27 protein-coding genes are annotated in these 26,727 nt (G+C 38.0%); 11 read left to right on the top strand and 16 right to left on the bottom strand.

Features of this window, described 5'->3' with window-relative positions:
- Positions 1-13: 13 nt before the first annotated feature.
- Positions 14-1,402, bottom strand: a complete 1,389-nt coding sequence (gene leuC / locus BUB03_RS11720) for a 3-isopropylmalate dehydratase large subunit (RefSeq protein WP_073063771.1) — start codon at positions 1,400-1,402, stop codon at positions 14-16.
- A gap of 23 nt (positions 1,403-1,425) precedes the next feature.
- Positions 1,426-2,589 (bottom strand): 2-isopropylmalate synthase, encoded by a 1,164-nt coding sequence (locus BUB03_RS11725; RefSeq protein ID WP_073063281.1) that lies wholly within the window; start codon positions 2,587-2,589, stop codon positions 1,426-1,428.
- Between the two features lie 146 nt (positions 2,590-2,735).
- On the opposite strand from BUB03_RS11725, the gene BUB03_RS11730 reads away from it, so the two are divergent.
- Entirely contained in the window at positions 2,736-4,280 is a 1,545-nt protein-coding gene (locus tag BUB03_RS11730) for a hypothetical protein (protein WP_073063284.1), read from the top strand.
- A gap of 101 nt (positions 4,281-4,381) precedes the next feature.
- Here BUB03_RS11730 and BUB03_RS11735 read toward each other — a convergent pair whose 3' ends face one another.
- Positions 4,382-5,353, bottom strand: a complete 972-nt coding sequence (locus tag BUB03_RS11735; protein WP_073063285.1) for a dipeptidase — start codon at positions 5,351-5,353, stop codon at positions 4,382-4,384.
- 360 nt (positions 5,354-5,713) lie between these two features.
- On the opposite strand from BUB03_RS11735, the gene thrS reads away from it, so the two are divergent.
- The 8 genes from thrS (at position 5,714) to BUB03_RS11775 (ending at position 13,973) form a co-directional block, all read left to right on the top strand.
- A complete protein-coding gene (gene thrS / locus BUB03_RS11740) occupies positions 5,714-7,633 on the top strand; it encodes a threonine--tRNA ligase (protein WP_073063288.1) in 1,920 nt (639 codons plus the stop codon).
- A 184-nt stretch (positions 7,634-7,817) separates the two neighbouring features.
- Entirely contained in the window at positions 7,818-8,318 is a 501-nt protein-coding gene (infC, locus tag BUB03_RS11745) for a translation initiation factor IF-3 (protein ID WP_172617123.1), read from the top strand.
- Between the two features lie 280 nt (positions 8,319-8,598).
- Positions 8,599-9,297: a DUF6304 family protein gene (locus BUB03_RS11750; RefSeq protein WP_052352597.1), complete on the top strand. Its 699-nt coding sequence runs from the start codon at positions 8,599-8,601 to the stop codon at positions 9,295-9,297.
- Positions 9,298-9,448: 151 nt separating this feature from the next.
- Complete coding sequence (gene rpmI / locus BUB03_RS11755) at positions 9,449-9,646, top strand: 50S ribosomal protein L35 (protein ID WP_040995266.1); 198 nt, start codon at positions 9,449-9,451, stop codon at positions 9,644-9,646.
- 120 nt (positions 9,647-9,766) lie between these two features.
- Entirely contained in the window at positions 9,767-10,111 is a 345-nt protein-coding gene (gene rplT / locus BUB03_RS11760) for a 50S ribosomal protein L20 (protein ID WP_040995267.1), read from the top strand.
- A 233-nt stretch (positions 10,112-10,344) separates the two neighbouring features.
- Positions 10,345-11,520, top strand: coding sequence for a M28 family metallopeptidase (locus BUB03_RS11765; RefSeq protein WP_073063301.1), 1,176 nt, complete (start codon positions 10,345-10,347; stop codon positions 11,518-11,520).
- Between the two features lie 26 nt (positions 11,521-11,546).
- A complete protein-coding gene (locus tag BUB03_RS11770; protein ID WP_073063304.1) occupies positions 11,547-12,728 on the top strand; it encodes a M28 family peptidase in 1,182 nt (393 codons plus the stop codon).
- A gap of 57 nt (positions 12,729-12,785) precedes the next feature.
- On the top strand, positions 12,786-13,973 hold the full coding sequence (locus tag BUB03_RS11775; RefSeq protein ID WP_073063307.1) for a M28 family peptidase: 1,188 nt from the start codon (positions 12,786-12,788) through the stop codon (positions 13,971-13,973).
- Between the two features lie 79 nt (positions 13,974-14,052).
- On the opposite strand, the gene hisIE is transcribed toward BUB03_RS11775, so the two are convergent.
- The 11 genes from hisIE to BUB03_RS11830 form a co-directional block, all read right to left on the bottom strand.
- Positions 14,053-14,640 (bottom strand): bifunctional phosphoribosyl-AMP cyclohydrolase/phosphoribosyl-ATP diphosphatase HisIE, encoded by a 588-nt coding sequence (hisIE, locus tag BUB03_RS11780; RefSeq protein ID WP_073063309.1) that lies wholly within the window; start codon positions 14,638-14,640, stop codon positions 14,053-14,055.
- Complete coding sequence (gene hisF / locus BUB03_RS11785) at positions 14,637-15,389, bottom strand: imidazole glycerol phosphate synthase subunit HisF (protein ID WP_073063311.1); 753 nt, start codon at positions 15,387-15,389, stop codon at positions 14,637-14,639. The genes hisIE and hisF overlap by 4 nt, the downstream gene beginning before the upstream one ends.
- On the bottom strand, positions 15,382-16,104 hold the full coding sequence (gene hisA, locus BUB03_RS11790; protein ID WP_073063314.1) for a 1-(5-phosphoribosyl)-5-[(5-phosphoribosylamino)methylideneamino]imidazole-4-carboxamide isomerase: 723 nt from the start codon (positions 16,102-16,104) through the stop codon (positions 15,382-15,384). The genes hisF and hisA overlap by 8 nt, the downstream gene beginning before the upstream one ends.
- Before the next feature lie 3 nt (positions 16,105-16,107).
- The gene (gene hisH / locus BUB03_RS11795) at positions 16,108-16,686 is read right to left on the bottom strand and encodes an imidazole glycerol phosphate synthase subunit HisH (RefSeq protein WP_073063317.1); all 579 of its coding nucleotides are present in this window, start codon (positions 16,684-16,686) and stop codon (positions 16,108-16,110) included.
- Position 16,687: 1 nt separating this feature from the next.
- Positions 16,688-17,782 carry a bifunctional histidinol-phosphatase/imidazoleglycerol-phosphate dehydratase HisB gene (gene hisB / locus BUB03_RS11800; protein WP_073063320.1) on the bottom strand — a complete coding sequence of 365 codons (1,095 nt, stop codon included), beginning with the start codon at positions 17,780-17,782 and terminating at the stop codon, positions 16,688-16,690.
- Positions 17,779-18,810: a histidinol-phosphate transaminase gene (gene hisC, locus BUB03_RS11805; RefSeq protein ID WP_073063323.1), complete on the bottom strand. Its 1,032-nt coding sequence runs from the start codon at positions 18,808-18,810 to the stop codon at positions 17,779-17,781. The genes hisB and hisC overlap by 4 nt, the downstream gene beginning before the upstream one ends.
- Before the next feature lie 4 nt (positions 18,811-18,814).
- The gene (gene hisD, locus BUB03_RS11810) at positions 18,815-20,089 is read right to left on the bottom strand and encodes a histidinol dehydrogenase (RefSeq protein WP_073063326.1); all 1,275 of its coding nucleotides are present in this window, start codon (positions 20,087-20,089) and stop codon (positions 18,815-18,817) included.
- A 2-nt stretch (positions 20,090-20,091) separates the two neighbouring features.
- Positions 20,092-20,949 carry an ATP phosphoribosyltransferase gene (gene hisG, locus BUB03_RS11815; protein ID WP_073063329.1) on the bottom strand — a complete coding sequence of 286 codons (858 nt, stop codon included), beginning with the start codon at positions 20,947-20,949 and terminating at the stop codon, positions 20,092-20,094.
- A 252-nt stretch (positions 20,950-21,201) separates the two neighbouring features.
- Positions 21,202-22,299: a glycosyltransferase family 4 protein gene (locus tag BUB03_RS11820; protein WP_073063330.1), complete on the bottom strand. Its 1,098-nt coding sequence runs from the start codon at positions 22,297-22,299 to the stop codon at positions 21,202-21,204.
- A 120-nt stretch (positions 22,300-22,419) separates the two neighbouring features.
- Positions 22,420-23,232, bottom strand: coding sequence for a 2,3,4,5-tetrahydropyridine-2,6-dicarboxylate N-succinyltransferase (locus tag BUB03_RS11825; RefSeq protein WP_040995292.1), 813 nt, complete (start codon positions 23,230-23,232; stop codon positions 22,420-22,422).
- A gap of 162 nt (positions 23,233-23,394) precedes the next feature.
- Positions 23,395-23,967, bottom strand: coding sequence for a C40 family peptidase (locus BUB03_RS11830; protein ID WP_139258828.1), 573 nt, complete (start codon positions 23,965-23,967; stop codon positions 23,395-23,397).
- Between the two features lie 154 nt (positions 23,968-24,121).
- Here BUB03_RS11830 and BUB03_RS11835 point away from each other — a divergent pair, with 154 nt between their 5' ends.
- On the top strand, positions 24,122-24,769 hold the full coding sequence (locus BUB03_RS11835) for a hypothetical protein (protein ID WP_073063333.1): 648 nt from the start codon (positions 24,122-24,124) through the stop codon (positions 24,767-24,769).
- Between the two features lie 40 nt (positions 24,770-24,809).
- Here the strand turns inward: BUB03_RS11835 and BUB03_RS11840 are convergent, their stop codons facing one another.
- On the bottom strand, positions 24,810-25,178 hold the full coding sequence (locus BUB03_RS11840; RefSeq protein ID WP_040995296.1) for a hypothetical protein: 369 nt from the start codon (positions 25,176-25,178) through the stop codon (positions 24,810-24,812).
- Between the two features lie 416 nt (positions 25,179-25,594).
- Between BUB03_RS11840 and BUB03_RS11845 the strand changes: the two genes are divergently transcribed.
- Positions 25,595-26,278: a hypothetical protein gene (locus BUB03_RS11845; RefSeq protein WP_073063336.1), complete on the top strand. Its 684-nt coding sequence runs from the start codon at positions 25,595-25,597 to the stop codon at positions 26,276-26,278.
- A gap of 245 nt (positions 26,279-26,523) precedes the next feature.
- Here BUB03_RS11845 and BUB03_RS21700 read toward each other — a convergent pair whose 3' ends face one another.
- Positions 26,524-26,679, bottom strand: a complete 156-nt coding sequence (locus BUB03_RS21700) for a UbiD family decarboxylase (RefSeq protein WP_139258831.1) — start codon at positions 26,677-26,679, stop codon at positions 26,524-26,526.
- Positions 26,680-26,727 lie beyond the last annotated feature (48 nt).

Here is a 26,727-nt window from a genome sequence, read left to right on the forward strand (position 1 = left end):
CTTTTTAATAGATTTAGTTTAAACTTTCAAAAGCAGATATCCTACCTTCTATCGCTGCTTTTGCTGCCGTAAGCGGACTGGCAAGAATTGTCCTCGCACCCTGCCCCTGTCTTCCTTCAAAATTTCTGTTGGATGTGGAGACACAGTATTCTCCTTCAGGAATTTTATCGTCATTCATGGCCAGGCACGCCGAACATCCGGGCTGGCGGATCTGGAATCCTGCATCGCTGAATATTTTATCCAAACCTTCTTCATAAATCTGCTTCACGACCTGCTGGGAACCCGGAACAATCAAGGCTGTTACCTTCTCCGATTTACTTTTTCCTTTAATATACTGTGCTGCAGAACGGAAATCTTCTATCCTGGCATTGGTACAGCTTCCGATGAAAACATGATGCACTTCAATTCCTGAAACTTCCTGTCCTGCTTTAAGTCCCATATATTTCAGGGCTTTTTCTTCAGATTCATTTTGAGGGACAGGAATCACTTCATTCACTGAAATTCCCATTCCGGGATTCGTTCCGTAAGTAATCATAGGAAAGATCTGTGATGCATCAAATGTCAGTTCTTTATCAAAAACAGCTCCTTCATCTGTTTTAAGAGTTTCCCAATAGGCCTGTTTTTCTGTCCATTCTTCACCTTTAGGAGCAAATGCTCTTCCTTTTACATAGTCAAAAGTAGTCTGATCAGGTGCAATCATTCCTCCTCTGGCTCCCATTTCTATACTCATATTGCAGACCGTCATTCTTCCTTCCATAGACATTTCTTCAAAAACATTTCCGGCATATTCACAGAAATAGCCTGTTCCGCCATCGGTTCCTATTTTAGAAATAATATACAGGATCACATCTTTCGGCTGAACATTTTCATTCAGTTTTCCGGATACTGTTATTCTCATGGATTTGGGCTTATCGAGCAGAAGGCACTGGCTTGCAAAAACCTGTGCCACCTGGCTGGTCCCGATTCCGAAAGCGATGGCCCCAAAAGCACCATGGGTAGAGGTATGGCTGTCTCCGCATACAATACTCATTCCCGGCTGGGTAATTCCCAGCTCAGGAGCAATAATATGGACAATTCCCTGATACGGATGTCCAAGTCCGAATAGTTCAATATTATTTTTTCTGCAGTTTACCGTAAGCTGTTCTACCTGGTTTCTTGAAAGCTCATCCCGGATTGGTTTTTCCTGATCAAGCGTAGGAACATTGTGATCCGCCGTAGCTACAATCTGGTTGGGTCTGAAAATTTCAAGATTCCTTGCTTCAAGTTCTGCAAAAGCCTGGGGACTGGTTACCTCATGGATCAGATGTTTGTCTATATAAATGATTTGAGGTCCGTCCGGAATAGTTTCTACTACATGGGCATCCCAGACTTTATCAAAAAGTGTCTTTTTTATGTTGTTCATTTTTAATTTACCTGATTTTAATACTATCCTATCTTTCTGCTGCATGTTTCCATGATCATATAAAGATCATCATTTTTAACTTCCTTCTTGCGGTCGGCAATCTTCAAAAACTCCTGATACAGGAAATCAAGCTCATTTTTAGTGATATCGTAACCGATATGCTTGAACCTGTAAGCCAAAGCCGAACGTCCGCTTCTTGCCGTAAGAATAATGGAAGAATCATTAACACCCACTTCCGCAGGATCGATAATTTCGTAAGTTTCCCTGTTTTTGATCACCCCATCCTGATGAATTCCCGAGCTGTGTGCAAAGGCATTGGCCCCAACAATAGCCTTATTGGGCTGTACCGGCATTCCCATCAGATCTGAAACCATAAGGCTCATTTCGTTAAGCATCTTTGAATTGACGTCCGTATGAAAATTTAAGTCTTTATGCTGCTTTAAAATCATAACAACTTCCTCTAAAGCAGTATTTCCAGCTCTTTCTCCTAACCCGTTAATCGTGCATTCGATCTGGCGGGCTCCGTTGATAGCTCCGGCAATTGAATTGGCTGTAGCCAATCCCAGATCGTTGTGACAGTGGCATGAAAGAATTGCTTTTTCAATACCTTTTACATTTTCCTTCAGGTATTTTATCTTCTGCCCATACTCTTCAGGTAAACAATAACCCGTTGTATCAGGGATATTCAAAACTGTAGCTCCGGCTTTAATGACTTCTTCGCAGACTTTCGCCAGGTATTCGTTATCTGTCCTTCCCGCATCTTCAGCATAAAACTCTACGTCTTCCACATAGCTTTTTGCATACCTCACAGCTTCTGCGGCGCGTTCAATAATATCTTCCCGTGTTGAATTGAATTTATATCGGATATGAGAATCTGAAGTGCCTATTCCTGTATGGATACGCGGTCTTTTTGCATATTTAAGTGCCTCCGCAGCCGTATCAATATCTTTTTTATTCGCTCTCGTTAATCCGCATACTTTCGCATTCTTTACCAGCTTGGAAATCTCTGAAACGGATTCAAAGTCCCCCGGGCTTGAAATTGGAAAACCCGCTTCTATTACGTCAATCCCTAGACTATCAAGCTTTTCAGCGATAATCAGTTTTTGTTTTGTATTCAGTTTACATCCGGGAACCTGTTCCCCATCCCTCAGCGTAGTATCAAAAATTTCAATTTTTTCGGAATTCATAATGAACTTTTTTACTTAATTTTGATCAAAACTACCGCTTACAATATTTTTGCATTTTCATTTTTGCTGAAAATTACAATATTCAACAACCGGAAAATCAATATTATTTATCTCATAATCAAAATATTACATTTTATAAATTTACAATGGCAGAATTGCAGAAAGATTTTTTGTTTGTACTGATCAAGTCATTAACCACTTCTGAAAAACGTCAGTTCAAGCTGTACGTCAATCGTCTGGGAATTAATGTGGACGCTAAATTCCTGCTGCTTTTTTCAGAACTGGACAAAATGAAAGAATATGATGAACATATCATCATTGAGAAAAAAATTTCTACCAAACAGCAGCTTTCCAACCTGAAGGCCCACCTTTATAAGCAGATCCTGGTGAGCCTCCGCATGAACCCCAGCCATCAGAATTACAGAATACAGCTTCGCGAACAGCTTGATTTTGCCAACATCCTATATCAGAAAGGACTTTACAAACAGGCTTTAAAAATACTGGATAAAACGAAACAGTCCGCATTGGAACTGGACGAAAAAAGTATAGCTTCAGAAATTATAGACCTTGAAAAAGTAATTGAATCCCAGTTTATTACACGAAGTATTAAAGGAAGAGCTGATGAGCTGATCCAGCAGTCTACGGAAATCAGCAAGCAAAATCATTATGCAACAGAACTTTCCAACCTTTCCCTGAGATTGTACAGTGAAATGCTTATGCATGGCTATGTGAAAAATGATGCAGACCGGGAAAAGGTATTGGAACTTTTCAATGATCAGATTCAAAAAATAAAACTGGAAAAGCTTAATTTTACAGAGAAGCTATGGTACTTTAAAGCTCATGTCTGGAAAAACCAGCTGCTTCAGGATTATAAGTATACGTTGAAATACGCCTATCAATGGGTGGATCTTTTCCATAAAAAGCCTGAAATGATCCTCAGCCATCCGGTATGGTATATCAAAGGAAATACTTACCTGCTGAAAATTCTGTTCCTGTATGGGAATATTGACATTCTGGAGGAACATTTCGAGAACTTCAATGCCATGGTAAATTCCCAGAATTTTGCCCAGAATGAAAATTTGCAGGCTTTGATTTTCCTTACCCATTACAATACTTTAATGAACATCCATTTTGTGAAAGGTGAATTTTTTACAGGCACAAAACTTATTCCTGAAATTGAAATGAAGATGGAGAAACTCAGGGAAAGAATTGATGAACATCACTTTATGATTCTTTACCTGAAAATGGCTGCCATGTTTTTTGGAAGTAAAATGTTTGGGAAATCCATTGAATATTCCATGAAAGTGGTTGAATGTAAAGGGAATGTTCAGGAGGATCTTCTTTTTCATACCCGTATCCTGATTTTAATGGCCAAATATGAGTCCGGTAATGATGAAGACTATGATGAATTCATCAATTCAACGCTGAAATTTGCCCGCAAGATGAAAAAACCTGAAGCTTTCCATTTTGAAAGTATTCAATTCTTTAAAAATATTAACAATCTGGTTTTAAGCCGTCAGCAGGAATCATTTAAAGCATTTGACAAAGTACTGGAAGAATTTTCAAAAAATGAATACTACAGAAGATCTTTGCTGTATATTGATATTCACGGCTGGGTAAAATCCAAGATTAAAAATGTGGATGTCATTGAGATCATCAAACAGAAAGTACGGTATAAAAGGAAGAAATAAAATATGCCTGGTAGCGTCGGAAGCCTCAGGCAACCAAGCGCTTTTTAACATATCAATCAGTAAATATATCATCTGGTGGCTGAGGCTCCTGAAGCCACCATCTAAACCGAAATTCTTTCTAAAAATTTCAAAGCATTTTTATGACTGATTTTCTCCATCAATTCAGTTGAAAAATCCTTTTCAAGCCTGCTGTTGATTGTATTAAATGCAGAAGCATCATCATAACCTTCAAAGAAAAAAGGGTAACGGGATTGGTCCGGATGGGCTTTATCATGGAAAAAATCCAGACCGTATGCAACAGCATCGCTCCCTCCCAGATCAATCCCGTGCTGAATATGTTCATATAATCTTTCAGGGCTGTTATCGTCCAGCCAGTCTTTTATAAGATTGAGACCTATTAAGCCTTTTCTTTTAATAACTTCTTTGGCCAGTTCGTCCGGAAGATTTCTTTTTTTATCCTGAATGCTTCTGTAATTGGAATGGCTTGCCAGAATGGGAATGCTATAATTTTTCTGATCTATGTAATTCAGAATATCATAAGCCAGCTGATCGCTTGTATGGGCCAGATCTATGGCAATTTTCCTGTCTTCAATATAGTCTATCAAGACTTTTCCATCGTCTTTAAGTCCGGCTTCGGAATTATTTCCACCTCCAAAACGGTTTTCTGTGTGATGCGTGATTCCTAAGTAAAGAATTTTCCTGGTGTTCTCAATAATCGTTTCAAGATTTTTAAAGCCTGCCTCCAAAGTGTCATCCTCATTACAGAAAGCGGAGGCATTTTCAATGGAAGCTATAACACCTACTTTATCGCTGTTCCCAGTGTTTTTATAGTTTTCGCCTTCGAATAAAAAGAAGTTTTCATTTTTTATCAGCTCGGAAAATATTTCACTCTGTTTTATTCCGTTAGCAGAGCTGTTTCCCCCTGTCCCGGCATATATGGCCATTACCTGAAGCTTCACGTTTCCCTGTTTTAAAAAAGGCAGCGAGCAGCCCAATTCCCTGTCATCAATTGCCGAACCTTCTTCAAGTAAATAGCATAATAAATCGCAGTGTAGATCAATATTAAAATTCATATGATTTAATGGTAAAATTATTTTTTTGTTTTTTTAATGCATTAATTCAATATACTTGTTACCGGGAACAAATCTTTGAAAGTTTTACATTACTTTTTAGCTCGTGTTCAAAATTCTTATTGTTCCTTTCTATGCCTGGAATTAAAGATTATTTGTAAAAAAAGGAGTTTAAGTATTTCGGTTGTAAAAGCCTGAATCCTGATCTGTTTTCCCGTAAAAAGCAGAATGTAAAAATAAAGAGACCCAAAACTACAGCAATCTTTTTCTTCTTTGATATTAATTCTTATTCTAAATGCAGGCTAATATAGTATTTTATCTAAAAAATGCGTATTTTTGCATCTTAAAATTTTTTAGTAAACAATGATAAAAATTACACTTCCAGACAATAGTGTCAAAGAATTCGAAGGAGCAGTTACTCCTTTAGATGTGGCAAAATCTATAAGCGAGGGATTGGCTAGAAATACCATTTCCGCAGTTGTAAACGGCAAACAAGTAGAAACCACCACACCTATAACGACGGATTCAACGGTACAGTTGTTAACATGGAATGATGATCTTGGTAAGAAAGCATTCTGGCATTCTTCTGCCCACTTGTTGGCGCAGGCTATCCTTGAATTTTATCCTAATGCTAAATTAACGATCGGACCCGCTATTGAAAGTGGATTCTATTATGATGTAGATTTTGGGGACGAAAGCTTATCCGAAAAAGATTTTGATAAGATTGAAAAGAAAGTTTTGGAAAATGCCAAAAAAGGTTCAACATTCTCTTTATATCCTGTTTCTAAAGAAGAAGCATTAAAAACGTATGCAGATAACCCTTACAAAGTGGAGCTTATTTCCAATCTTAACGATGGAGAGATCACTTTTGTAACTCATGATAATTTCACAGATCTATGTCGTGGAGGGCACATTCCAAATACTGGAATTGTGAAGGCCGTGAAAATCTTAAATGCAGCCGGAGCTTACTGGAGAGGAAATGAAAAAAATCCTCAGCTGACAAGAGTCTACGGTATTTCTTTCCCTAAACAGAAAGAGCTTACCGAATATCTTGAAAGACTGGAGGAAGCTAAAAGAAGGGATCACAGAAAACTAGGTAAGGAACTTGGAATTTTTGCATTCTCTGAAAAAGTGGGTGCAGGTCTTCCTTTATGGCTTCCAAAAGGAACCGCTTTAAGAAAGAAATTGGAGAATTTCCTTAGTGATGCCCAGAAAAAAGGAGGCTATGAATTCGTAATGTCGCCACACATCGGGGCAAAAGAATTATATGTAACTTCAGGACACTGGGATAAGTACGGTGCAGACAGCTTCCAGCCAATCAAAACTCCTAACGAAGGAGAAGAATTCATGCTGAAGCCTATGAACTGCCCTCACCACTGTGAAATCTACAAAACTTCACAATGGAGCTACAGGGATCTTCCGAAAAGATATGCAGAATTCGGAACCGTGTACAGATATGAGCAAAGTGGAGAACTTCACGGGCTTACAAGAGTGCGTGGATTTACCCAGGATGATGCCCACCTTTTCTGTACTCCGGATCAGTTGATGGAAGAGTTTAAAAAGACCATCGATTTAGTTCTGTATGTATTTGGTTCACTTGGATTTGCAGATTTCACCGCTCAGATTTCTTTAAGAGATCCTGAAAATACTGAAAAGTATATCGGTACCGACGAGAACTGGGAAAAAGCAGAAACTGCCATTGTTACCGCTGCAAAAGAAAAAGGATTAAATACCATTACAGAATACGGAGAGGCTGCTTTTTATGGTCCGAAACTGGATTTCATGGTAAAAGATGCTTTAGGAAGAAAATGGCAGCTTGGAACGATCCAGGTAGATTATAATTTACCGGAAAGATTTGATCTTCACTATATCGGAAGCGATAATGAGAAGCACAGACCGGTAATGATCCACAGAGCGCCATTTGGTTCTATGGAACGGTTTATTGCGATCCTTTTAGAAAATACAGCAGGAGATTTCCCGCTATGGCTGAGCCCGGATCAGTTCATCATTCTACCGATCAGTGAAAAATATGTAGATTATTCAAAAAAAGTTTCACAATTTTTGGAAAATCACGATATTAGCGGTCTGATTGACGACAGGAATGAGAAAACAGGGAAAAAGATCCGCGATGCGGAATTGAAGAAAATCCCATTCATGCTGGTTGTAGGTGAAAATGAAGAGAAGGAAGGCACAATTTCTGTAAGAAGACGTGGTGAAGGAGATCTTGGCGTCATGAGCATGGAAGATTTTGTTGCTTATTTTAAAAAGGAGGCAGCGATATAAAATTAATTAAGAGATTAAGTTATTAAGGGATTAAGAGATTCGTACGTGTAATTTCTTAATTTTTAAATCTCCGAATCTTTTAATTTTAAATAAAATAGTAATTAACCAATAAAATTATAATACAATAGCACAAAGATTTAACAACAGGGGCCCACAGAGACGTCCGGTACAGGAGGACTTACACTTGATCAACGATAAAATTCGTGTGAGAGAGCTTCGTTTGGTGGGCGATAACGTAGAGCCGGGAGTTTATCCGATAGATAAAGCAAGACAGCTTGCCACAGAGCAGGAGCTTGATCTGGTCGTAATCTCCGATAAGGCTGAGCCTTTCATTGCAAGAATATTAGACTATAAGAAGTTTTTATACGAGCAAAAGAAAAAGCAGAAGGAACTAAAAGCCAAGCAGGTAAAAGTGGTTGTAAAAGAGATCCGTTTCGGACCTCAGACTGATGACCACGATTATGAATTTAAGAAGAAGCATGCTGAAAAGTTTCTTGAAGAAGGTTCAAAATTGAAAACCTACGTATTTTTTAAAGGACGTTCAATTATCTTTAAAGACCAGGGAGAAATATTACTTCTAAAACTTGCCCAGGAACTGGAGCACGTTGGAAAAGTAGACCAGCTTCCAAAGCTTGAAGGAAAAAGAATGATCATGATGATGAGTCCTAAAAAACCAGCTAAATAGTTTTAACAGACATTGAGTCTGTTTCCTATCATATAAACCTCAAAATATTTTTGAGGTTTTTTATTTTCAATTACTAAATCATTTCGGCATAAACTGTGAGTAAATCTGTTTACACTTTATTTATATTTGTAGAATACGGATAACTATAGTATTATTTTACATATTTCTTATTTATTCGATCGTAGGCTAATCTTGGAAGATGACAATAGTTTCTATAGCACTTCATATATTTTGGTGAACGAGCTTTAGATTTTGTGTACAGGATTATTGGAAATTAAATATGAAAAGACAGGTAAAATATCACGGAACTTACAAAGATAATTTTGGAAAGACAGCAATAATCATTGAGAATAATTTTAAAACTTTATTCACAGAAATTGATGGTGTCGAATTTTCAGGTTCTGAATTTACCAGCTTAATTGTTTCTGACATAGCTAAATATACAGATGATCAGCTAAAAAGGTTTACATTTTTTGAGATACCCATTTACAATACAGATATAGTTGAACAAGCGCTTTGCAATTGCATTTTTGAAGTTTTTATCTCTCAACTGATCATAGACAAAACAAATTTTTCCGAATTTTATTCCGATTTAAAAATTGAATACTCTATTGGAAATCCTATACCAAGAGGCGGACTTGAATTTGAAAAAATAACACTTTCCATAACCATAGACGGAAAAAATTATACCGGAACGGGTGACCTGATCGAATCTGCTTTTGATCAAATCCGGGATCAATTTGATGATAAATACCAATTCAAAAATTGCTACGGATGCATGTTTGGTGATTACAGTGTTTTCGGGCAAAGCAGTTTCGGAACAATGCTGTGCTTTGTTTCACAGAAAGATAAATATAAAAAAGTCACTAATAAAAGTGAATATATGGAACTTCCAACTGAAAAAATTTTCTGTGTGCAGGAAACATATGGCTGTGATAAATATGAAGTCAGATCCAAAGGAGCAGGTTATCGTGGTTAATTATACATCATCATCTGCCACGATATGTGACAAAATCACAGATAATAAAAGTTCGGATTGATTTTTTTTGTATCTTTGCAAACTGTAATTCCTCTGTATTGCAGGAATCAAAGACAAGATATTGATAACAAAACAATAAAAAAGCAGAACAATGCCAAAATTAAAAACGAAATCAGGTGCTAAAAAGCGTTTTAAACTTACCGGAACTGGTAAGATTAAAAGAAAGAATGCTTTCAAAAGCCACATCTTAACTAAGAAAGAAACTAAGCAAAAGAGAAATCTTACGCAGACTTCTTACGTAGCTTCTGTGGATGAGAAAAGTGTTCTACGTCAATTAGCCATTAAGTAGTTTTTATAAATCTATATTCGGTTTATAAGAATTCAAACAAATTCAACAATTTAACCCTGAAATGGAGCCACTAAGAGTAATGAAACAATTACCGCACATTTCAAAAAAACAATTTAAATTATGCCAAGATCAGTAAATGCAGTAGCTTCAAGAGCTCGCAGAAAGAAAATTATGAAGCAAGCTAAAGGTTTTTTCGGTAGAAGAAAGAACGTTTGGACTGTAGCTAAAAACGCGGTAGAAAAAGCAATGCAATATGCTTACCGTGGAAGAAAAGAGAAGAAAAGAAACTTCAGATCACTTTGGATCACGCGTATCAACGCTGGTGCAAGAGAGCACGGAATGTCTTACTCTCAGTTTATGGGAGCTCTTAAAAAGAACAACGTAGAGCTTAACAGAAAAGTTTTAGCAGATTTAGCAATGAATCACCCTGAAGCTTTCAAAGCAGTTGTAGATCAAGTAAAATAATGTAGAATTTTTTGTTATCAATATAATCCCGGGCTTTGCCCGGGATTTTTTGTTATTTCCGGAATATATTTTTTTCATTAAAAATCACAAACTATAGATTTATTTTCTTCCATTTGAACCAATTATAAAAAATGAAGCTCCGCTAAAGATTTTTTCCATTTTGCATAAAATAAAATTGATTTTTATTATCTACATTTGCTTCATTATTAAATCTATAAAAACTTTAGTTAAAAGTGAAAAAAATATCAACTATTTTACTCCTTTCTTTATCAGCTTACAGTCTTCATGGTCAGAATTTTATACAGGCCTACCAAACCAGGGTTAATAAAATTTCTCAGGCAAATATTACAGCCAATCTTCAGGACTTCTCAAATCTCGGTGTAAAAACTACGGGTAGTATAGAAAATACCAATGCCCTGGAATGGCTTAAGGCTAAATATCAATCTTATGGATATACTGCTAGCCAGATTACAGAAGATACTTTTACCTATGGAAACAATACTTCCAAAAATTTAATCATAACCAAAACTGGAACCGTATATCCTGATACGTATGTGATCATTTGCGGGCACTACGATACGATAGTAGGCCCCGGAGTCAGCGATAATGGCAGCGGAACCTCTATTTTGCTGGAAGCAGCCAGAATTCTAAAAGATGTTCCTACGGAATATTCTGTGAAGTTTATTCATTTTTCAGGAGAGGAACAGGGACTTGTGGGAAGCAACCATTACGTAGATAATGTTGTTTTCCAGAATAATGTACGCCAGCTAAATCTGAAAGTTGTTTTCAATATCGACCAGGTAGGGGGAAAACTAGGGAATGTAAATAATAATATCAAGTGCGAAAGCGACCAGAGCGGGCAAAGCGGAAACAATGCAGCATCATTGGCGATGACCCAGCAGCTGGCTACCTGTACTACCCTATACTCTCCGCTTCAGACTACAATGTCAAATGCATTCAATTCGGATTATATACCTTTTGAAAATAAAGGAGATATCATTACAGGATTTTATGAAACGGTAAGAAGCCATAATGAACATACGGTAAATGATACTTTTGCCAATGTAGATCCGGTATATGTTTTCAATGTGGGAAAGGCAGCTTTAGGAGCATTACAGCATTTTGCGGTAGCTTCTGCGGTTACTTTGGCCACGGATGATGTTCAGAATGAAAACTCATTAGAATCGGTTAAAATCTACCCTAACCCGGCGCGTGATGTTCTTCATATTGAACTTCCGAAGGACCATAAAAACTTTACGGTAGAGATCACCGATATGAACGGACGCCTGATTTTAAATGCAGACAATGAAAAGACAATGAATACCTCCGGCCTGACAAGCGGAACATACATGGTCACCGTAAAATCAGACACCAACAGCATCACCAGAAAAATCATTATAGAAAAATAGCCACACACCCAATCAAAATATTTAATATGAAAAAATTGACCACCTTTTTATGCACTGCATTAGCGGTAGGAACCGTCAGTGCCCAGACCCTCGTTCAAGCTTATAAAAACAGAGCTGATCTGGTCTCACAGAACAACATTACCAGCAATCTTCAGGAGTTTTCCAATTTAGGAGTAAAGACCACGGGATCTGTGAATAATGCCAATACTTTAGCCTGGCTTAAAAACAAGTATACTTCTTACGGGTATTCCGCTAGCCAGGTCGTGGAGGATCCTTTCACTTTCGGAAGCACGAGTTCCAAGAACCTGGTGATTACCAAAACGGGAACTCTTTATCCTGATAAGTACGTCATTATCTGCGGGCATTATGATACCATTACCGGTCCCGGCACCAATGATAATGGAAGCGGAACATCGGTTATTCTGGAAGTGGCCCGGATTTTAAAAGATGTTCCTACAGAATATTCCATCAAGTTTATTCATTTTTCAGGAGAGGAACAAGGCCTGTACGGAAGCTCCCACTATGCAAATAATGTTGCCTACCAAAGCGGTGTAAAGAAACTGGATATCAAATTGGTTTTCAATCTTGACCAGGTAGGCGGCAAATCAGGGAATACCAATACCAAGATCATCTGCGAAAGAGATACTGGCGGACAGTCAGGGAATAACGCAGCGTCCAATACCATCACCCAGCAGCTGGCAACGTGTACTACCCTGTACTCTCCTCTTCAAACCAGTATTTCCAATGCGTATTCTTCAGACTATATGCCTTTTGAACAGAAAGGATATGTAATCACAGGCTTTTATGAATATACCAGAAGCTACACTGAACATACTGTAAATGATACTTTTGCCAATGTAGATCCTGTCTATGTTTATAAAGTAGGTAAAGCCGCTGTAGGTGCCATGCAGCATTTTGCCACGGCTTCTACGAATGTTACAGCTGTTTCTGCTTCAAAAGAACCTGCAGCAACACTGGAATCTGTAAAAGTCTACCCGAACCCTGCAAAAAACGTGTTAACCGTTGAGCTGCCGGACGCGACTATAAAGAACTTTACTGTTGAAATCACCAATTTAAAGGGACTTTCCGTATTGAAGGAAGAAAACCAGACCCGGCTTAATGTTTCACAGCTACAAAATGGAATTTATTTATGCACTGTAAGAACAGAAAGCGAAAGTATTACCCGGAAAATAATTATTGAAAAGTAATTAAATTATAAGTTAAATACAACTCTTAAATCACACCACAATCATAAAATAATTAAAATGAAAAAAACAATTGCAATGCTGTCTGTCTGCCTTGCCATATCCGGCAGTAAAGCCCAGACCTTCATCCAGGCTTACCAGGACAGAGCTAATCTGGTTTCCCAGACCAATATTACCACCAACTTACAGCAGTTCTCCAATCTCGGTATTAAAACAACCGGTTCCGTAAAAAATGCCGATGCATTAGCATGGATCAAAAATAAGTATATTTCTTATGGTTATTCTGCCAGTCAGATCGTTGAGGATCCTTTTACATTTGGAAGCACAAGCTCCAAAAATCTGGTGATTACTAAAACAGGAACGGTTTATCCTAATAAATATGTAATCATCTGCGGGCATTTTGACAGCATTTACGGCCCGGGAGTGAATGATAACGGAAGCGGGACTTCTATTATTTTAGAGGCAGCAAGAATTTTAAGAAATGTTCCTACGGAATATTCCATTAAATTTATCCATTTCTCCGGCGAGGAGCAGGGATTGAGAGGAAGTACCCATTACGTCAATAATGTGGCTTACCAGAACGGAACAAGGGTTTTGGATATCAAACTGGTATTCAATCTTGACCAGGTAGGCGGTGTTATGGGGAATAACAACAATACAGTGTACTGTGATCAGGACCAGGCAGGTCCCACAAGCAATAATGCAGCTTCTGCGGCAGTAACCCAGCAGCTAAGAAACTGTACGGCATTGTACTCACCTCTCCAGACCGCTGTAGATCCTGCAGAAGATACGGATTATATCCCGTTTGAAAGAAAAGGAGAAGTAATTACAGGCTTTTTTGAAAGAATAAGAAGCACCTATCCGCATTCTGCTGATGATACTTTTGCAAATACTGACCCTGTTTATATTTACAAAATAGGTAAGGCAACAGTGGGAGCTTTGCAGCATTTTGCAGTGGCCACTTCATCCAGTTCTATTGTGCTGGGAACAAAAGAAACTGCTTCCAAGCAGTCTCTCGAAGCAGTATCCATTTATCCGAACCCATCTAAAGATACCATTAATATTGAGCTCCCAGCCAGTGCAAGGAAAGATTTCAGCTTTGAAATTACAGATCTCTCAGGAAAATCCCTTCTTAAGACGGCTAACGAAACAGCTGTTAATGTTTCAAAGCTCGCTGAAGGTGCTTATATCGGAATTATACAAGCTGACGGTGAGAAAGCTGTGCGAAAAATTCTGATTGACAGGTAATCTGGATCAAGTATTTAAATCATAAGAGGATGTTTCACTTTTTGAAACATCCTCTTTTTATTACACAATTTGCTCTAAATCATTTATCCCTGCTCAGAAGAATCTGCTCAATGTCTTCCATAGAAAAACCTTTCGCTTTAAGCAGGATCAGAAAATGGTACATAAGATCGGCAGCTTCATTTTTGAAGAGATCATCATTGCTGTCTTTGGCTTCAATGACCAGTTCTACGGCTTCCTCTCCTACTTTCTGAGCCATTTTATTGATTCCTCTCTGGTAAAGGGAATACGTATATGAATCTTCCGTTTTCTTATCAATTCTTTCGGAGATTTTTGCTTCCAGTTCGTAGAGAAAACCTTTAGTTTCCTTTTCTCCAAAACAACTGAAACTTCCGGTGTGGCAGACTGTGTTCGTAGGAACAGCCTGTATCAAGATAGTATCCTGATCGCAGTCTATACTTATATTCTTTACAGTCAGGAAATTACCGGATTCTTCCCCTTTTATCCAAAGCCTGTTTTTGGAACGGCTGAAAAAAGTGACAATACCGTCCTTTTCTGTCTTTTCAAAAGCCTCCTCGTTCATATATCCAAGCATGAGTACCTGCTGCGTTCTGCTGTCCTGGATGATCACCGGAACAAGGCCATTATTTTTATTAAAATCTATTTTCATCGTACGGATATTTTTTGAGTTCTTAAATATTGTTTCAATTCCTGAACAGGTACTTCATTAAAGTGGAAAATACTGGCTGCCAAAGCTCCGGTTGCTTTTGTTTCATTGAATACTTTAATAAAATCATCTGCGCTTCCTGCTCCTCCTGAAGCAATCACGGGGATAGAAACAGATTCTGAAACCAGCTTCGTGATACGGAGATCGAATCCGTTTTTTGTTCCGTCACCATCCATTGAGGTCAGCAGAATCTCTCCTGCCCCCAATGATGAAGCTTCTTTTGCCCAGTCTACGGTATTCAAGTTCGTGGCAAGCTTTCCGCCTCTTACATAGACAAGATCTGAGCCGTCTGTAAAACGGGTATCAATAGCCACGACCACACACTGGCTTCCGAATTCTTTCGCAAGGTCACCAATCAACTGTGGATTTTTAACCGCAGAAGAATTGATGCTGATCTTATCTGCACCGGCTTCCAGAAGTTTTCTTACATCTTCCACAGAGGAAATTCCACCGCCTACCGTAAATGGAATGCTGAGCTGCCTGGCTATTTCTTTTACAAGTTCCGCAAACGTCTTCCTGTTTTCCAGAGTTGCCGTAATATCGAGGAAAACCAGTTCGTCAGCACCTTCATGCTCATATTTCACTGCAAGCTCTACGGGATCTCCGGCATTTCGTAATCCTTCAAAATTAACTCCTTTTACGGTAGTTCCGTCTTTAATATCCAGACATGGAATGATTCTTTTCTTAAGCATTTTCAATAAATTTCTGAAGTTGTGATAAACTTATTTTTCCTTCATAAATGGCTTTTCCGATAATAGTCCCCGAACATCCGATCTCTTTCATGCTGTAAATATCTTCAATACATGAAATGCCACCGCTCGCCGTAAGCTTTACTGAAGTTTTATCCAGTATTTCTTTATACAGGTCTGTGGACGGCCCTTCCAGCATTCCATCTTTGGAAATATCTGTGCATATGGTCTGGCTGATGCCTTTTTCCTGATACTGAAGAAGAAAATCTATAATATCCAGGCTGCTTTCTTCCAGCCATCCGGATGTTTTGATCTTCCTGTTTTCGCAGTCAGCTCCTAAAATAATCCTGTCATTGCCATATCTTTTAATCATTTCAACACAAAATTCCGGGTCCTGTACGGCAATGCTTCCCAAAGTGATCTGTTTTGCTCCCGAGTTAAATGCTGTTTCTATATCATTCCCTGTTTTTAAGCCACCTCCGAAATCAATATGAAGCGAAGTTTCCCGGGCAATATTTTCCAGGACTTTCTGATTCACAATATGTTTAGACTTAGCACCATCCAGGTCTACAAGGTGGAGAAACCGGATTCCGAAACTTTCGAATTCTTTAGCGATCTCCACAGGATTTTCGCTGTATATTTTTTGGGTAGAATAATCTCCCTTTGACAGACGGACACATTTTCCGTCAATGATATCAATCGCTGGAATAATCTTCATCACCTATAGTTTTATAAAGTTTTCTAATATTTTACTGCCCGTCAGCCCCGATTTTTCAGGGTGAAACTGTACCGCAAAGAAATTATCTTTCTGAAGCGAAGCACTGAACGGAAGAATATAATCGCATACGGACACTGTAGACTCTGCCAATCCGCAATAATAGCTGTGGACAAAGTAAACATCAGTATTATCCTCAATCCCTGAAAAAAGCGGTGATTTAAGATCTGAAATGGTGTTCCATCCCATATGCGGAACAAGGTCTTCCGGCGGAAACTGCTTAACATCTACATCAAAAATTCCCATTCCTTTTGTATTTCCTTCCTCATTATTGCCACACATCAGCTGCATTCCGAGGCAAATTCCTAAAACCGGCTGCTTCAGGCTGGGAATTAGCGCATTAAGCCCCTTTTCTTCAAGTACTTTCATCGTTGATGAAGATTCTCCCACCCCCGGAAATATTACTTTATCAGCTTTTATAATCAGGTCGGGATCATCTGTAATGATGGAATTAATATTGAGCCGGGCCAAAGCATTCTGGACTGAACTTACATTTCCGCCGTTGTATTTTATCAATGCGATCATATTATAAACTTCCTTTGGTTGATGGTAAATTAAAACTGCTGTCCGACTGATTTACCGCCATTTTAACAGCTTTTGCAAATGCCTTGAAGACCGCTTCTATTTTGTGGTGTTCATTATCTCCTTCCGCTTTGATGTTCAGATTAGATTTTGATGAATCTGTAAATGATTTGAAAAAGTGAAAGAACATTTCTGTAGGCACATCCCCTATTTTTTCTCTTTTAAAATCAACCTCCCAAACGATCCACGGCCTTCCTCCGAAATCAATGGCTGCCTGGGCCAGACAGTCGTCCATCGGAAGCAAAAAGCCATATCTTTCAATCCCTTTTTTATTGCCCAATGCTTTTGAAAAAGCTTCACCTAAAGCAATTCCGGTATCTTCAATCGTATGATGCTCATCCACATTAAGGTCTCCGTTTACTTTAATTTTAAGATCCAGGTTTCCGTGTCTTGCAATCTGATCCAGCATGTGATCGAAAAAATGAAGACCTGTAGAAATTTCTGCAGTACCTTTACCGTTCAGGTCTATTTCAATATCTATTTCTGTTTCATTGGTTTTTCTGTAGACCTTTGCCTTTCTTGATTCCTGCTTTAAAAAGAGATAGATTTCAGACCAATTTGTTGTAGTAAGCGCTGCTTTTTCATTAAAGCTTTCATTGATAAAAATAGCTTTAGTCCCCAAATTTTCAGCAAGTTGTACATCTGTAAGCCGATCCCCAATAACATATGAATTTTCAAGATCATAATTTCCGTAGATATATTTTGAAAGCATGCCGATTCCCGGTTTTCTGGTAGGAAGGCTTTCATGCTCAAAACTTTTGTCAATCAGGATATCACTGAAAATGATTCCTTCGTTTTCAAAGGTTTTCAGCATTTTCTCCTGGGGTTTTATAAAATCTTCATAAGGAAAACTATCCGTTCCTAAACCATCCTGATTGGTAACCATTACCAGCTCGTAATCCATTTCTCTGGCAATTTTGGAAAGGTTCTGGAAAACTCCCGGATAAAACTCAAGTTTTTCCAGCGAATCTACCTGAAAATCTTCGGGCGGTTCTATGATAAGGGTTCCGTCACGGTCTATAAAAAGTACTTTTTTCATGATGCAATTGCTTTTAAAACATTGATTAATTTTTTGTTTTCTTCACGGCTTCCTACATTGATCCTTATGCAGTCCTGAATTGCAGGTGACCTTTGGCTGGTCAGAATTTCCTTATCCAACATTTTCTGATACACCGTTTGGGCATTATTAACTTTGATCAGAAAGAAATTAGCATCGGTAGGAAATATCTTGATGATGCATTCCATATTTTTAAATTCCTGTTCCAGCCAGGTTCTTTCCTGCAAAATGCTTTCAACATTATTTTTAAGCCTATCTTTATCATCCAAAAGGTTTAAAATAAGCTCCTGGCTTAAAGAATTCACATTGTAAGGAGCCTTCACCGTATTGATGAAACGGATGATCTCTTTAGAAGCATAAGCAGCACCAACCCTGGCTCCTGCCGTTCCCCAGGCTTTAGAAAAAGTCTGCAGCACAATCAGGTTAGGATATTTATCCAGAAGTTCAATTGCCGATCTATTTTCTGAAAATTCAATGTAAGCTTCATCTATGACAACAATTCCGTCAAAATTCCGGATAAAAAATTCTATATCCTGGACACTGTTTCCAGTCGGGTTATTGGGAGAACAAAGGAAAAAAACTTTAATGTCGCGTTCCTGAGTAATCTTTAAAAAGTCACCTTTTACTATTTCAAAGTTTTCATCCAGATTTAATTTTACAACTTCATTTTCATTCACCGCCGCGTAAAAAGCGTACATGGCAAATGAAGGGTTCATCATCAGAATGGTGTCTTTTTTAGGCTCACAGAAGATTTTTATGATCAGATCAATCAATTCATCGCTGCCGTTTCCCAAAGCGATCTGTGAAGGAGTTACCTTTTTAAGGTCTGCAAGCTTGCTTTTAAGTTTTTTCTGAGTTGAATCCGGATATCTGTTGAATTCCCCGAACGGACATTCATTAGCATCCAGAAGAACCGGGGCTTTAAACTCACTGTTATCTCTGAAGCTGGTGTAAGGCTGTAAACTGAGTATATTTTTTCTAACTAAAGTATTGAGGTTGAATTCTTTCATTATCTTATTTTAATCGTATGGACACTGCATTTTTGTGGGCAATAAGACCTTCTGCTTCTGCCATTACTTCTATTGTTTTTCCTATTTTTTTCAAACCTTCTTTAGAAAGGTGCTGAAAGGTAATTTTTTTAACAAAACTGTCGAGGGAAACGCCGCTGTAGTTCCTTGCATAAGCATTCGTAGGCAAAGTATGATTAGTCCCGCTGGCATAATCTCCGGCACTTTCGCAGGAATAATTTCCCAGGAAAACCGATCCGGCATTGCTGATCTGTGGAATGTACTGCTCAAAATCTTCCAGGGCAAGGATAAGGTGTTCCGGAGCATACAAATTGCTGAATTCCAAAGCTTCCTCCAATGAATTCATCAGAACAAAAACACTGTGATCAAGGGCCTGTGTAGCCAGTTCGTTTCTCGGGAGCTTCTTCACCTGTTTTTCAACGGCTTCAATGGTTTCACTGAAAATTTTGAAATCTGTGGTAATAAAAACTACCTGGCTGTCGCTTCCGTGCTCTGCCTGTGAGAGAAGATCCGCTGCACAAAATTCAGGAACAGCCTGACTGTCTGCAATAACGAGAACTTCGCTGGGCCCCGCAGGCATATCAATCGCTACGCCGTAACGCTGCGCATATTCTTTGGCGGCAACAACATATTGGTTACCAGGTCCAAAAATTTTATACACCTTTGGAATACTTTCTGTTCCAACACTCATGGCTGCGACGGCCTGTGCACCTCCGGTTTTAAACACTTTTGTAATCCCGCAAAGCTTCGCTGTAAACAGAATTGCAGGATTAATATTACCGCTGCTGTCCGGTGGTGTACACAGGATAATTTCCTGACATCCTGCCAAATTTGCAGGTACAGCGAGCATCAGCACTGTTGAAAATAAAGGAGCAGTTCCTCCCGGAATATAGATCCCTACTTTTTCAATGCCTCGATTTTCTCTCCAGCAGGTTACTCCTTTTACAGTTTCTATTTTTTCTGTTTCTGCTATCTGCGCATTGTGAAATTTTGATATATTTTCTTTAGCCTGCTTAATGGCTTTCTTTAAATCTTCAGAAATTTTGTCTGCCGCATTCTCCAATTCTTGTTCTGTTACTGCAATTTGTGGTGTTACTGCCCTATCAAATTTTTTATTGAATTCAATAAGAGCACTGTCTCCCTGTTCTTCAACAGTATTAAATATTTTCCTGATCAGCCCGGATATTTCTTTCTGCTCCATTACAGGACGTTTTACGAGATCCGGCCATGCATTCCGTTCTGGATATCTGTATATTTTCATAATTAAATCACCATTTTATCGATTGGAATAATGAGTATGTCCTGCGCTCCGTTTTCTTTCAGTTCATCAATGACGTCCCAAAATCTTACTTCATCAATTACTGAATGAATACTGCTCCATCCTTGTTCAGCCAAAGGAATAACCGTAGGGCTTTTCAATACCGGAAGCACAGAAGCAATGGCGCTGATCTTTTCATCAGGAACATTCATCAGAATGTATTTTGAATTCTTTGCTTTCAAAACGGACTTAATTCTAAATAGAAATTTATCCAAAATAGCTTCCTTCTGAACATCAAGCACGGATGTTTTTGCAAGAACAGCTTCTGATTTAAGAATGGTAACCGTTTCTCTCAACCCGTTTTTAAATAAGGTGCTTCCTGAACTTACAATATCACAGATCCCATCTGCAAGGCCGATATTAGGAGCTATTTCAACGGAACCGGAAATGATGTGGATATCGGAAACGATCCCTTTTTCATCAAGGAAATTTCTAAGGGTGTTGGGATAGGACGTGGCAATCTTTTTACCCTGAAAGTAAGAAAGATCGTCGGTTTCCACTTCTTTGGGAACGGCTAAGGAAACACGGCATTTTGAAAATCCAAGCTTCTCAACAATCCTGATATTTTTCTGTTTTTCTTCTAAAAGGTTTTCGCCAACGATAGCAATGTCTACCACTCCATCTTCGAGGTATTGTGGAATATCCGAGTTTCTGAGGTACATGATTTCCATCGGGAAGTTGTCTACAGAAACCTTGAGCTGGTCTTTACCATTGTTGACGAAAATACCGCAGTCTTTGAGGAGCTGTAGAGAATCTTCGTAAAGTCTGCCGCTTTTCTGAATCGCAATTTTTAATTTACTCATTGTATTATTTTAGATAAATCTGAGCAAATAAAAACTGATCTGTTGAAGATTTCCGGGAAGAATTCGGGAAACAAAAAAACCGTCTATTTACTCAGACGGTTTTTAATTATTTTGATTTTAACACATGTTTATATCAATCAGTTCCGTCTTAGCAGAGATGATGATAGTAATGATGAAGTGTTAAAAAATTCGGTTTCATTGTTTTGAATTGTGGTACAAATGTAGGGTTTATTTTTAAACTGCAAAGTTTTTTTACAGATTTTTTTTGTAGAGTTCCATTAACTGTGCTGCAATAGGTTTGTCATTAAATTTCTGAACAAACTCGAAACTCTTTTCTGCACGGCGTTTTCTTTCAGACTCATTTTCCCAGAGGAATTTTATTTTAGTTCCTATATCAACGTAATTGTTGGGATCAATATAAACAGAATCTTTTCCACCCGCTTCCGGCAAGCAGCTGGTATTGCTGGTGATCGTTGCTGTTTTTGAGAAAAGTGCTTCTATTACCGGAATTCCAAAGCCTTCAAAAAAGCTAGGATACACGAAAATATCTGCCAGCTTGTAGATCACAGCCAGTTCATCCATAGAAACTCCTTCGAGGAAAAACACCTGTTTTTCCATCTTGTTTTTCTTGATAAAAGCCTCTACTTTTTTATAATACTTTGTCTTTCTTCCCACTACAACCAAAGGAATTTCAGTAACACTTATCCCTTTAACTATATTCAAAAGGTTTTTCCTGGCTTCAATGGTTCCTACATTTAAAATATAACGTTCCGGAAGGCTGAACTTTTCTTTTACAGCCTGAATTACATCATCTGGCTGCTGTTCTTTAAAGGCTTTGTGACAGCCCTGGTAAATAACTTCTATTTTACTTTCAGGAACTTTCAGATAGGTGATAATATCTCTTTTGGTCTGTTCCGAAATGGCAATGATTTTATCGGCAGAAATAGCTGCTTTTTTGAATTTCCACAAGTGAATCTTCCGGTCAAAAAAAGAATAATACTGGGGGTATCTCATGAAAATCAGATCATGGATGGTCACAATTTTTCTGATAGGTTGTTTGCCCCATTTCAAAGGCAGTTCACCGGAAAGACCGTGAAATATCTGTGCTCCTTCTTTCTGCGCATCTTTTCCCATTTTAAGCTGCCGGGAAAGGTTTCCTTTAGAAGTCGGCACAAATTTCACATTGGGATTTTCCAGAATGTCTCTGCCTCTTTCCGAACTGTTTTTATTCAGCAGCAGGTATTCGTTTTCAGGATAATACTGGGAAAGAATCCTGATAAGATCCCTGGAATAATTGCCCAATCCGGACGTATTGTGAAAAAAACGTTTTGCATCGAAGGCAATTTTCATATCAGAGTTTTTTATAAGCTTAATGGTTTAAAGGTATAAATAAAATAAACCCTAAATGAGTATTCAGGGTTTATTATATAAATTTTAAAATGAAACTTTAAAATTTAGAGAAAACATAGCTTATACCGCTACATTATTCTCTCTTAAAGCATCATTAAGAGATGTTTTCTTATCTGTAGATTCTTTTCTCTGCCCAATAATCAATGCACATGGAACCTGGTATTCTCCTGCAGGATACTGTTTTGTATAGCTTCCAGGGATTACCACTGAACGTGCAGGAACTCTTCCTTTGATCTCAACCGGCTGATCTCCTGTAACATCGATAATTTTTGTAGAAGCAGTCAATACTACATTGGCGCCCAAAACAGCTTCTTTTTCTACGTGAACACCTTCTACTACGATACATCTTGAACCGATAAAACAGTCATCCTCAATAATTACAGGAGCAGCCTGTAATGGTTCCAGTACGCCACCGATACCTACACCACCACTCAGGTGAACGTTTTTACCGATCTGTGCACAGCTTCCTACTGTAGCCCAGGTATCCACCATGGTTCCTGAATCTACATAAGCACCGATATTCACATAAGAAGGCATCATAATGACTCCTGAAGCCACAAAAGATCCTTCTCTTGCGATAGCATGAGGCACAACTCTTACTCCTTTTTCAGCATAATTTCTCTTCAAAGGAATTTTGTCATGAAATTCAAACGGACCTACTTCAATAGTTTCCATTTTCTGGATCGGGAAATACATTACTACAGCTTTCTTCACCCATTCGTTCACCTGCCATCCGTTTTCCGTAGGCTCAGCAACACGAAGTTCTCCGGAATCCAATAAGGAAATAACTTCTCTTATCGCCTTCTGGCTGTCTTCATTCTGTAATAAATCTCTATTATCCCAAATGTTTTCAATTGTTTGTTGTAACGACATGTTTCTTGTTTAAATTAATTTGAAAATTATTCGCGCCAAAGATACAAAAAAGTTCAGCAAAACAGTTTTATCGTGTATGCTTTTAACGAAACATACCCATCTGCAATACTGTACTTTTTCACCACAAATTTTCGGATAATAAAATCCGTCTATTGCAATGGTTTATAGCACTCTCTGGGCATGGAGGTAGGCTTTATTCCAGTATTTTTCGTTTAATGAAGAAATAATGACTCCTTTTGAAGTGGAAGCATGAATGAATTTTACTTCTCCATCTGCTCCGATATCATGAACAATTCCTACATGAGAAACCCTGCTTCCTCCGGCTGTGGCGAAAAAGAGAAGATCGCCGGGTTTAACGTCTTTGATATCAATTTTTTTACCGGCATCGGCCTGATCTGCAGATCTGCGCGGAAGGGAGAAATCATTTTCTTCAAAAACTTTTACGGTAAAGCCGGAACAGTCAAAACCTGACGAGCTGTTCCCTCCAAATTTATAAGGAGTTCCGAGGTATTTCTCTGCATCTTTAAGAATATCACTGACAGATCTGGAAACATTTCCATCAAATTTAGAATCCAGCTTTCTGAGATTTTCAGCCTTTGCAACAGTTTTGCTTGTTGTCTTTTTTTTGGAAGCTACATTTTTTGATGATCCGCAGGAAACTGTAATAACGGAGGCCATCATCAGAACGGAAAGCTGCTTTATCCTTAAGTTTTTTTCAAATAATCCCGGTATCATATTCATCTGATTTTAAATGAAGTAACTAATTGTTTGACAAATATACATTTTATATTTTAATTATAATAAAACTATACTACAACTATATGATAAATATATGTTAAAATTATGATTTCTTATATTTATTAGTATATTTGATCTCCAATTTGGTGATATGGCAACGTATGAAAGTTTAATAAAGATCAAAGGCAGTGTAGGCGATCTGGTTTTTTACAGCCTGAACGGGAAAAATGTGGTTCGTAAAAAGAGTGGATTCAATAAAACTGCTTTCAAAAAAAGCCCTTCTTATGAAAAGGTAAGGCAGAACAGTTCTGAGTTCGGGCACTGCTCAAAAGCAGGAAAAACCATACGCGGCTGTATTGAAAAGTACATTAAAGAGTCCGGAGAACCCCTGCTCTACCAAAGATTTGCAAAGCTGATGACCGCAATCAAAGATCTTGATACTGTTTCAGAGAAGGGAAAAAGGACCGTACAAAACGGCCTTATTACTGAGGAAGGGATGCACCTTCTTAAAGAATTCAAATTTGGAGAAAAGGAGAATTTCAGTGCAGGAACTTATCTTTCCGTAGAAAACGAGGCAAGCATTCTGAATCTGGATAACCGTCTTTCAGCAGATGAAATAGTTATGGTCACCATTCATGTGGATCTGGAAGCATATACTGCTGAATTTTTTGAAGAGAAAGCTTCTGTAAAAAATGAGAAAGAGATCCGTCTAAAAAAGTACTTTCAGGACGACAAACTTCTTCTCTGCTTTTTAGTGATTAAGGATAAAGGAAAAATTACCCATATGGGGTTTATTTAAATAAAAAAAGGCCTGCAGATTAATCTGCAGGCTTTCTGTCTTATTTTTTGTCTCCTGTCCAGGTCCCGTATCTTGCAGGGGTAGGAACAGCGTTTGACCAGCTTCCGTTTCCTTTTTTATCTCTTGAAAGGGTTCCTTTGAACTCGCCATCATCAGGCAACCCGACCACAGCGGTAAGATCCCCGGTTTCGGTTAAGTTCCCGGAAATATTATAATTTTCATCATTGACTGTAGAGTGCATGGTGCCGGTTACTTTGCCGTCGCTGGCTACCACAAGATTCCAGGTTCCGTCATCGCTTCCTGTATACTTTCCTGACCATGTTCCTATATAATCATAAATGGTGTCATCATCAGAACTGCATCCGATAAATAAAAAAGCGGTTAAAAGAAGTAAAAAAAGTTTCTTCATAGTTTCTAATAGTTTATAAGCTAATCAAATTTTATTGTTATTTATTCATCCCTACTTTGAAAATAGGAGCTGAATTATTTATTTTCTGTATTGTTCCGTGCAAATCTACTAATTTTTTCATTTAAATTATCTGAATTTTAATCAGCCGTTTATATTTTTATGAATTAGCAGCTTATTTTGGCTAAAATACAATTATTTACTAAAGAGAAACAAACAATCATGCCGTATTTCAGTAAAATGATTTACAAAACATTATCATTTGTATTTTACAGAGATTGGATTTCGTTTTTCAATGTTAAATTTAAATTCAGATTATTTAATTCTTTAAATTTAATTTAAATAGAAATTACTTTCATATTTATAAATATTTCTTACTTTAGTGAAAAATATAAACTCATTAAAACCTAATAAGCACCATGAAAACAAGACTCTTTTTTTTTGCCACAGTTACTTTATTTATTAATATCAGTTCACAGGTAGGGATTAATACTGCTACACCATCGCATACTTTAGATGTCAACGGACAAGCCAGAGTAAGAGGATTGGCCAACGCCGAAAGGAAAATTGTTGCAGCCGACCAGCAGGGAGTTTTAATTTTAATTTCCCCTGAAGAAGTTTTTTCTCCTAAGGCATTACTGAACACTTCTACATCAGCAGCAGAACAAAGACTGACTGTTTATGAAGGAAAATGTTTTCAGCCCGCCGATAATGCTTCAGCCTGTACGGTCAGCGTTAACCATTACAGCTCCTGCGCAGGTTTTACCAGGGCTGTAGATACTCAAATTGTAGTAGGACAAACCATCAATACAGTGAACGGACAATTTTTGGGAACCTGGTCTGCCCGTTTTATTGATAATAAAGGTTATGTAGGAGGAATAACAGCTGCTGAACAGGTTGCTCCCGATTATCCCAGAATCTCCTACCCTTCTGCGAATACAGCCAATTATTTAGGCAGCGGCTCATTTTCCGGACAGTGTAACGCAGATCTGGTAACGACCATTAACCAGGCAACCGGTGATATCAAAGTGGAATCTGTAAAGAGAAGTATGTTTGCCCATCTTGTTTATCTTTTGTCCATATCCCGTTCAAAAAGCAACTAAACTGATATTTCAGCAAATAACGACATTTATGAGTGAGGCTAGGGCAATATGGGTTTATTACTACGTGAGTTCTTTTAACAGCTAAATAGTTTGGAGCTATCATTTTAAAAAGGTTTAGATTTTATACCAGTAGCTATTTACTTCCTATTTTTCATTTACATTATACATCTTAATATTAATCTTTTGTTATGTTTTAAAATAAAAAACCACTCTTGTGCGAGTGGTTTCAATAAAAGAATATAAAATTAAGGAGCGTATTTGCATTGAAATTCTGCACATTGGATTCTATATACCTCACATACACCGGTATCTGGATCAGCACAGATCAGAAGTCCTGCAGTAATTACTCTCAATTCTTTTTTGTTCAACTTTTTTCCTTTTTGAAGATTTTGTGTTTTCATAATGTAATTTTTTATGATTTGTAATAGTAAATATAACAATTAAATCAT

The organism is Chryseobacterium oranimense, assembly GCF_900129755.1.
GTDB classification, from domain to species: domain Bacteria; phylum Bacteroidota; class Bacteroidia; order Flavobacteriales; family Weeksellaceae; genus Chryseobacterium; species Chryseobacterium oranimense.